This window comes from Haladaptatus ordinarius, from assembly GCF_054177595.1.
This window is the reverse complement of sequence record NZ_JBPEHH010000137.1, coordinates 1-8,194: the sequence shown is the minus strand read 5'-3', so window position 1 is coordinate 8,194 and position 8,194 is coordinate 1. Positions and strand designations below refer to the sequence as shown.

General features: G+C 56.8%; 7 protein-coding genes and 1 pseudogene. 7 read left to right on the top strand and 1 reads right to left on the bottom strand.

Translation table 11 applies throughout. The features are described from left to right. Positions 1-173 precede the first annotated feature (173 nt). Positions 174-263, bottom strand: a pseudogene (locus tag ACR3FF_RS24170) (IS5/IS1182 family transposase); the annotation flags it as partial. A gap of 292 nt (positions 264-555) precedes the next feature. Here ACR3FF_RS24170 and ACR3FF_RS24165 point away from each other — a divergent pair. The 7 genes from ACR3FF_RS24165 to ACR3FF_RS24135 form a co-directional block, all read left to right on the top strand. Next, positions 556-1,101 carry a hypothetical protein gene (locus ACR3FF_RS24165; RefSeq protein WP_458190677.1) on the top strand — a complete coding sequence of 182 codons (546 nt, stop codon included), beginning with the start codon at positions 556-558 and terminating at the stop codon, positions 1,099-1,101. A gap of 179 nt (positions 1,102-1,280) precedes the next feature. Next, the gene (locus ACR3FF_RS24160; protein WP_458190676.1) at positions 1,281-3,365 is read left to right on the top strand and encodes a hydantoinase/oxoprolinase family protein; all 2,085 of its coding nucleotides are present in this window, start codon (positions 1,281-1,283) and stop codon (positions 3,363-3,365) included. 2 nt (positions 3,366-3,367) lie between these two features. Then, the gene (locus tag ACR3FF_RS24155) at positions 3,368-5,320 is read left to right on the top strand and encodes a hydantoinase B/oxoprolinase family protein (protein WP_458190675.1); all 1,953 of its coding nucleotides are present in this window, start codon (positions 3,368-3,370) and stop codon (positions 5,318-5,320) included. Beyond that, positions 5,317-5,613, top strand: a complete 297-nt coding sequence (locus ACR3FF_RS24150) for an acetone carboxylase subunit gamma (RefSeq protein WP_458190674.1) — start codon at positions 5,317-5,319, stop codon at positions 5,611-5,613. Before ACR3FF_RS24155 ends, ACR3FF_RS24150 begins: the two co-directional genes overlap by 4 nt. Positions 5,614-5,750: 137 nt before the next feature. Continuing rightward, complete coding sequence (locus ACR3FF_RS24145; RefSeq protein ID WP_458190673.1) at positions 5,751-6,926, top strand: thiamine pyrophosphate-dependent enzyme; 1,176 nt, start codon at positions 5,751-5,753, stop codon at positions 6,924-6,926. Positions 6,927-6,930: 4 nt separating this feature from the next. Beyond that, positions 6,931-7,932, top strand: a complete 1,002-nt coding sequence (locus ACR3FF_RS24140; RefSeq protein WP_458190672.1) for an alpha-ketoacid dehydrogenase subunit beta — start codon at positions 6,931-6,933, stop codon at positions 7,930-7,932. 74 nt (positions 7,933-8,006) lie between these two features. Further along, positions 8,007-8,194: IS4/Tn5 family transposase DNA-binding protein (locus ACR3FF_RS24135; RefSeq protein ID WP_458190671.1), on the top strand; the 188-nt coding region annotated here is incomplete at its 3' end.

Here is an 8,194-nt window from a genome sequence, read left to right as displayed (position 1 = left end):
GTACTCATAGCGACTCAAGGTTCAGTTCCAATAATGACCGCATTTTGACTCATTCCTTCTTCTCAGATCTCATTTGATTAGATTTTCTCTCTATCACTGACTTATGGGTAAGAGACAGGCCTGAAGTCGCGGGTTTCCTGCTGTGGTACCTATGAACCCACTGTACTGACTGCTCAGAGTGATCGGTTGATATTATGAACGAGACAGGCGATAGTGAGTTCACGGAACTGCTTCCACCATCGTCGTGAGCGGACGAACGCACCATTACCGCTGTCTGTGGCTGGAATCCGCAGGAGAGGTCGTGTAAGTAGACTGCTGGCTGTGCACTGCTGCAAGCAGCCACAGATTTGGTGCTGGTCGCTGACGGTGCTGTTCCGGTTGCAGTTAATCCATCGACGGGGTACACAGCTCAGTGGAACAATAATAAAATTATATACTCACATACTAGATTTAGTTCATTGAATAAAAGTTATAAACACTGTCTTCCAACCGTAACGGTACTACTGATTTCAGACCTCCGATACAATAATAGGATATCATTCCGAGTGTATGGTCATGGAGATTCCGAACTTCGACTCGTTTCTCCCCCAGGAAGGGTTTAAAATCAGGGTCAACGATGTCGCAGGCGTCGACCTGTATTCGGAGATGAACGATCAAGATAGCCTCGGAGAGGACGACGAACGCCCACCGGAATTTACGTCACATCTCTTTCGATCGAATGATTTGAACATCTCATATATGGAGAGTGAGCCGGGCGGTGTCCTCGACTGGCACACTCACACGCCCCACATGTATCAAATCAACATGCCGGTGACCGGCCAGGTCGAAATCTCCTACAAAGACGAAAATGGGAACGTGCATACGACGGAGGCTGGCCCAGGCGAGATGATTTATCTACCGCCTGGTGCGCACAACAAGGTGAAAGCCATCAGCGAAGATACACTGCGGCTGTACGTCATCTATCGTCAGATTATCGTCCCGCAAGTCGAGCAGATGGTCGGGGAGTCAGACCAACATTCCGAGACGAATCCTGGACTCGAAATCGATACTCTCCGCGGAATCATACACGAGAAACAAGAGCAGGCTGTCGATCGATTCTAACGGGGCTTAACCGACAGTCTCCGTCCACATCACGTACACACCAGAGTCCAATTAGGTGGCGGGGAGAATCCATCCACGTCGTGTCGACAAATTCTGCATTGAATGGCGGTGAGCGCCACGAATTTCGATATTTGAATCTTTCGCACAAGCTATTTTGCAAAAGTGGTGGATGTTGACCTATGGCATACGTAATCGGCGTGGATACAGGCGGGACGTTCACTGATACGGTGTTCGTCGACGATGATGGGTCGCGTGTAACCGGTAAAGCGGGGACAACGCCTGAGAACCCGGCTGAAGGTGTCGTCGACTCCCTTCGGAATGCAGCCCAAAATCTGGGCCAAGATTTAGGCGACGTCCTTTCAGAGACTGAAATCCTCTTTCATGGGACAACCCTGACGACGAACACCGTTCTCGAACGGAGCGGGAGTACGGTCGGCCTCCTTACGACGAAAGGGCATGCCGATGCGCTCCACATCGGCCGGACGACGACCCGAACAGCGGGGTTGTCACAGGAGGAGATGCAGCATTACGCTGGCCAGTCGAAACCAGATCCACTGGTTCCGAAAAAGCACATTCACGAACTTACTGAACGGACTGACTACAAGGGCGAACAGATCGTCTCTCTCGACGAAGGCGAGGTTCGTGAGGCCGTGACAGAGCTCGCCGACGACGTCGACTGCCTGGCAGTGAATTTGTTGTGGAGTTTCGAGAACGACGAGCATGAACGACGTGTGAACGAAGTTGCCGAGGAGATAGCACCTGATTTGCCGGTCTATCTCTCGCACGAAGTCGTCCCGAAACTTGGTGAGTATGAACGCGGTGCGACAACCGTCGTCAATGCATACACAGCGCCTGTTCTCGAACAGTATACGAACGACCTCGCCGACCGCCTCGCCACACATGGCCTTGATGCGCCAATCTACGTGATGAAGAGTACGGGTGGAGCGATGCCTATCGACAAGGCGGCCGACGAAGCGGTGGCGACCATCATGTCCGGGCCGACAGGAGGCGTCATCGGCTCGCAAACACTTGGTGGGGCCCTCGACGAGCCGAACTTGATCTGTACCGACGTTGGTGGCACCAGTTTCGACGTCGGGCTGGTCAACGATGGTGAACTCGAGACGACCCCCACCTCGAGCGTCCAGCGATATAGCCTCTACCAACTCTCGGTTGACATCGAATCGATCGGGAGCGGTGGCGGGTCTATCGCCTGGATCGACGAAGGAGGCGCACTCCGGGTCGGGCCAGAATCCGCGGGCGCCGAGCCCGGGCCGGCCTGTTATGGCCAAGGTGGAACGCGACCGACCGTGACTGATGCCGACCTCCTGCTTGGCTACATGGATCCCGACTATTTCCTCGGTGGCCGACGCTCGCTCGACGTCGATGCGGCTCGCGAGGCGATGCGTGAACACATCGCCGACCCACTGGGCATGGATGTCGAAGAGGCGGCTGCGGGCGTCTTCGAGATCGTCAACGGCGCGATGGCTGACCTCCTCCGGCAGATAACGATCGAGCGTGGCCACGACTCCCGTCAGTACTCGATTCTCGCATATGGTGGCGCGGGCCCGTTACATGCCCCATTCTATGGTGATGACCTCGGTGCGCAGTCAATCGTCGTGCCGCTAGGTGATACGGCGTCCGTCTTCTCTGCATTCGGCATCGCAACCTCCGACCTCTCGTGGGTCGAGGAAGTGTCGAATCCATCACTGTCCCCGTTCGATCCAGGCGACCTCACTAAAACGTACGAGAATCTCGAAGAACGGATTCGAACCGATTTCGCGGAGCAAGAGTTCGACGACGAGGACGTGACCTTCACGCGTGAAATCGATCTTCGATACAATGGCCAGGTGCATCGGGTGTCAGTCAGCGTCCCCTCCGGGGAGTTGACTGACGAGGATGTCTCGAACATCGTCGATCGATGGGAGCAGCGGTACGAGTCGTTGTATGGGAGCGGCTCGACGTATGCACAGGCGCAGGTCGAACTCGTCAATCAACGCGTACTGGCCAGCGGGAAGACGGTCGACCCCACGCTCGGGACAGGCGTCACTGAATCCGGTGATCCACAGGTTGGAACGCGAGATGCCTACTGGCCCAGTGAGTCCGCGTTCGTAGAAGCCGACATCTACGATGGCGAGCGACTCAGCGAGGGTGTCGACATCGCAGGGCCAGCGGTCATACAACTTCCGGACACGACGGTGACGGTTCGACCAACGCAGCACGCATCGGTCAATGAACACGGCAACATCATCATCACGGAGGCGTAATCATGACGCTCATTCCAGGTCACGAGCGGTACAATGTGGTAACTGAACTCGACGAATCGGCGGTTGCAGACGACGTCACATTCCACACAGTGCCCAATGGATTCGAGGTAGACAAAGTCACGTTCGAAGTGCTTCGGCATCGACTCGGCCAAATCAACGACGAACAGGGCACGACGCTAAAACAGGTGAGTGGTTCACCGATCGTCACCGACGCATACGATTTCAACGTCACGATCGCCGACGAGGTGGGTGAGACCATCAGTTTCGGCCCGTATGTGATGTTTCATGCGAGCGTGACGGATCTCATCATCAAGTGGATTCTCGAAGAACGCTCAGCCAACCCCGGTATCGAACCTGGGGATATGTTCCTCTGTAACGACCCGTGGATCGGTGCCGTGCATCAGAACGATGCGGTTGTCCTTGCACCGGTCTTTCACGAGGAGGAACTGTTCGGCTGGGTATCCTCGACGCTCCATCAGGTAGACGTCGGTGGGAATGAAATCGGCTCGTTCGCCATCGAGGATGACGACGCGTTCGCCGAGGCCGAACCGGTACCACCGATAAAGATCGTCGAGGATGGCGACCTCCGTACCGATGTCGAGGATCTCATGCTTCGGAAGTCTCGAGCGCCGGGACTGGTGGGGATGGATCTCAGAGCGCAAATCGCAGGCAACAACGTTGCGATCGACCGACTGCACGACCTTATCGATGAGTATGGCGCGCACACCGTGAAGGCGGTGATGAAACAGACGATGGATTATGCCGAGGATTCGCTGCGGGCGCGGTTGCGCGACCTTCCGGATGGAGTCTGGCGCCACGTCGGCTATCAGGATGTGGCCAAAGCTGGCGATAGGAACGTCTACCGAACCCACCTCGAGATGGAAAAGCAAGACGACGAACTCGTGTTTCGCGTCTCGGGTGATCAACAGGCCGGGATGATTAACACAACGTATGCCGGTATGCGAGGTGGGCTGACGACGTCAGTGCTACCACTATTGTGCCACGATATTCCGTGGGCACTCGGCGGCATCTACCGCGTCCTCGACTTCGAGGCCGACGACGGCATCACCGTAAATGCGGAGTTCCCCGGCGGAACGGGGATGGCCGCAATCGCCGGGACGTGGCATACGGTGAATCTCTCGACGCAAACAATTTCCAAGATGTTAGACGCCAGTGACGACCAGCGCGAGAACCTCGTCGCTGGGTCATCAGGGTCGTGGGTGACGATGAACGCGATGGGCCTCGACCAACGCGGTGACCAGTTCGTCACCCAATTCATGGATCCGATGGCCGGCGGCTGGGGTGCGCGATCCCACGCTGACGGCATCAATACGGCCGGTATCTTTGCCGCACCGGGTGGCGCTGCACCCAACGTCGAATCGAACGAACTCGCATTCCCGATGCTCTATATGTATCGCAAAGAAGAGACTGACTCCGGCGGCCCCGGTGAATACCGCGGTGGCGTCACTGCGAGTATGTGCTGGCGCCCCCACGATACGGACGCACCCATCTCACACGTTAATTCAGCATTTGGTGCAGCCGTCTCGACGAGCCAGGGCATCGCAGGTGGTTATCCCGCGAACACGGTACGCTACGAGTTGATTCGCGAGTCGAACGTCGACGACTTACTCGACTCGGATACCATCCCCTCAGATCGCGCCGAGATCGACGGTGACCGCGACATTCTCTCGCCCAAGGCTAATCCAGTCCAAAATGCCGATGATGTCTACTACAGTATCTGGCAAGGTGGCGGTGGGTACGGCGATCCGATCGACCGTGATCCAGAGGCGGTAGCTGATGACGTGCGTCGTGGCTACGTCTCCGAAACCGAAGCGCACCGAACCTACGGTGTCGTAATCGAAGATGGCAAAGTGGACGAGAGAGCAACCGAGCAACGGCGTGAGGAGATTCGAGACGATCGATTGGCCGCGGACAAATGGGGTGAGCAGGAATGAGCCGCCAGCCACTCGATGCAAACCTCGCCGTGGACATTGATTCCAAGACAATCGTCTGTCGGAACTGTGACGGAGAACTGTGTGACGCTGACGAGAATTACAAACTCCATGCCCTCTGTGAGCGCAAGCCTTTGGCGGAGGCTGGCCCGTTGGTCAATGATCCGGCTGAGTACGTCGACGATGAGCTGGAATTCCGTCAGTACTACTGTCCGAGTTGTGCGACGTTGCTCACCAACGAAGTAATTCAGGCAGACCTCGAGCCAGTCCATGATAAACAGTTGTACCTGGAATGATGGTTCGCAACCCGTGCAAGCGTCCACTGAGACTGTCAAAGTTGGTCGTCTGAGTTCCGAATCCGATGGCCAGTCAACAGCACCGATTCGGGCAATCGTTAACAGCGGCGGAAACCACTGTGAGAAAGAGTGACAATATGAGTCAAGAACCACTACACGAACTCAGCGAAACCGCGTTCGGTGAAGGAATCTCCTCATTCGAGGAGTGTGTCCATAGCCAAGATGACCAGATCCCACCGCGGTACCGAATTGTGAATCCAGACGGGTCATACGACTCCGACCGTGTTCCCGATCTGACGACCGAGGAATACCGTGATATCTTCGAATGGATGGTCGTCCAGCAAGTGGTCGACCGGCGCATGGTCAAACTCCAGCGCCGGGGTGAGATGGGAACATACGCATCTGGACATGGACAGGAAGCGAGTATCGTTGGGGCTGCCTACGCCCTTCACGAAGACGACTGGCTGTTCCCCTATGGCCGGGAACCTGCGGCGATGCTCATCAACGGCATGTCACTCCGCGACTTGTTGCTGTATTGGCGTGGTGTAGAGGACGCAAATCGGTTCCCGGACTCGAACACATTCCCTATCGCTATCGCCATCGGGACGCACGTGCCGATCGGCGTCGGGTACGCATGGGGAATGCTGCGTGATGATGCCGACGAGATCGCGATGATGATGATGGGAGAAGGCCATCCAAGTACCGGCGAAGTGCAGGCCGGGATGAATTTCGCTGGCGTCATCGGCGCTCCAGCGGTCTTCTACGTTCAGAACAATCAGTACTCCATCTCGTTGCCGTTCGATCAGCAGACGAACGCCAATTCCGTCGCCCAGAAAGCGCTTGCATATGGCTTTGACGGGATTCGCGTCGACGGCAATGACGTACTTGCAGTCTACGACGCCGTCACACGCGCCCGCGACCAAGCAACCGACGATGGCCCGGTGCTCGTCGAATCCGTGAGTTACAGGCTTGACGCCCATACCACGAACGACGATCCCACGCGCTACCGCGATGAGGCCGAAGTCGAATGGTGGGAGACACGTGAACCAGTCAGCCGATTCCGTGAATTTCTCAAGGCAGAGGGGCACTGGGACGCAATTGACGAAGAGGCCATTCGTGAGACTGCTAACGAGCAGTTCGACCAAGCGAAACGGGAGGCTGACGCATTCGACCCCGGTGGTGTCGATGAGATGTTCAAGTATGTCTACGAAGAGCTACCACCCGAACTCCAAGAGCAGTTAGCGGAGTTCGAGGCGTTCCTCGAACGGCGGCCTGACGCGTATGACTACATCGACGAGCGACCGAAGGGGTGATTCGATGAACGAGCAACAACAGACCCAGACACAGAACCTCACGCTCGTTGAGGCGGTCAATGACGCACTGCTGACCGAGATGGAGCGCGACGAGCGAGTGATGGTCTACGGCGAGGATGTCGCCCAACAAGGCGGTGTCTTCCGCGCTACCGAGGGCCTCCAAGAACGGTTCGGTGGCGACCGTGTCCTCGACACACCACTCTCGGAGATCGCTATCGCCGGCACTGCGATTGGCCTGGCACTCCGGGGCTATCGACCGGTCGCAGAGATTCAGTTTTCCGGGTTCATCCCACCAGCATTTAACCAGCTCATTCAGAACGCTAGCCGGATTCGATGGCGGACTCGCGGCGAACACACCGCCCCAATGGTGATACGAACACCGTATGGCGGCGGTGTGCGCGCCCTCGAACACCACTCCGAGAGCTTAGAATCCGCATACGCCCACATCCCTGGATTGAAAGTCGTCATGCCGAGCACTCCGTATGATACGAAGGGCCTTCTCATCTCCGCAATACGGGATCCAGATCCAGTGTTGTTCCTCGAACCGAAGCTGCAGTACCGGACGGCCCGTGAATCGGTTCCTGACGATGACTATGAAATACCGCTCCGTGAAGCGGCGGTTCGGCGCGAGGGAGAGGACATCACCCTCATCTCGTGGGGTGCGATGATGCAACGGACGCTGGAAGCTGCTGATCACCTCAAGGATGACGGTATCGACCCCGAGGTCGTGGACATCCGAACGATATCGCCGCTGGACACCGAGACCATCGTCGACTCAGTTCGGAAGACTGGCCGAGTCGTCATCGTCCACGAAGCGCCCAAGAGCGGTGGATTCGCGGGCGAACTCATTGCGCGCATCAACGAAGAGGCACTCTACTATCTGGAGGCGCCCATCGAGCGTGTCACTGGGTTCGACACTCCCATCCCAATGCTCGGTCGTGAAGACTACTACCTCCCGCAGCCGCCTCGGATCGAGGAAGCGGCCAAACGAATCCTGAATGTTTGACTGCGTCCCACGACTGTAGTTCTGTCTCTTACCCACAAGTGCTAACGCCGCAGCTGACGAATCGAGGCTGTAAGATGCGGCATGGTTCACATAGTTGGCGGCCTGATATAGATGATGACGGAGAGTTGTGTGACATGGATGTGTCAGGTTGGATTCGAGGAGAGTTTCGCTCGGCAGACTTTGGGGACAAGCGCCTCACCGATCGACTGGTGAAGGTTGGTGATGAACTCGGCAGTTCACCTGCCGAGTCCATCCCCGCTGC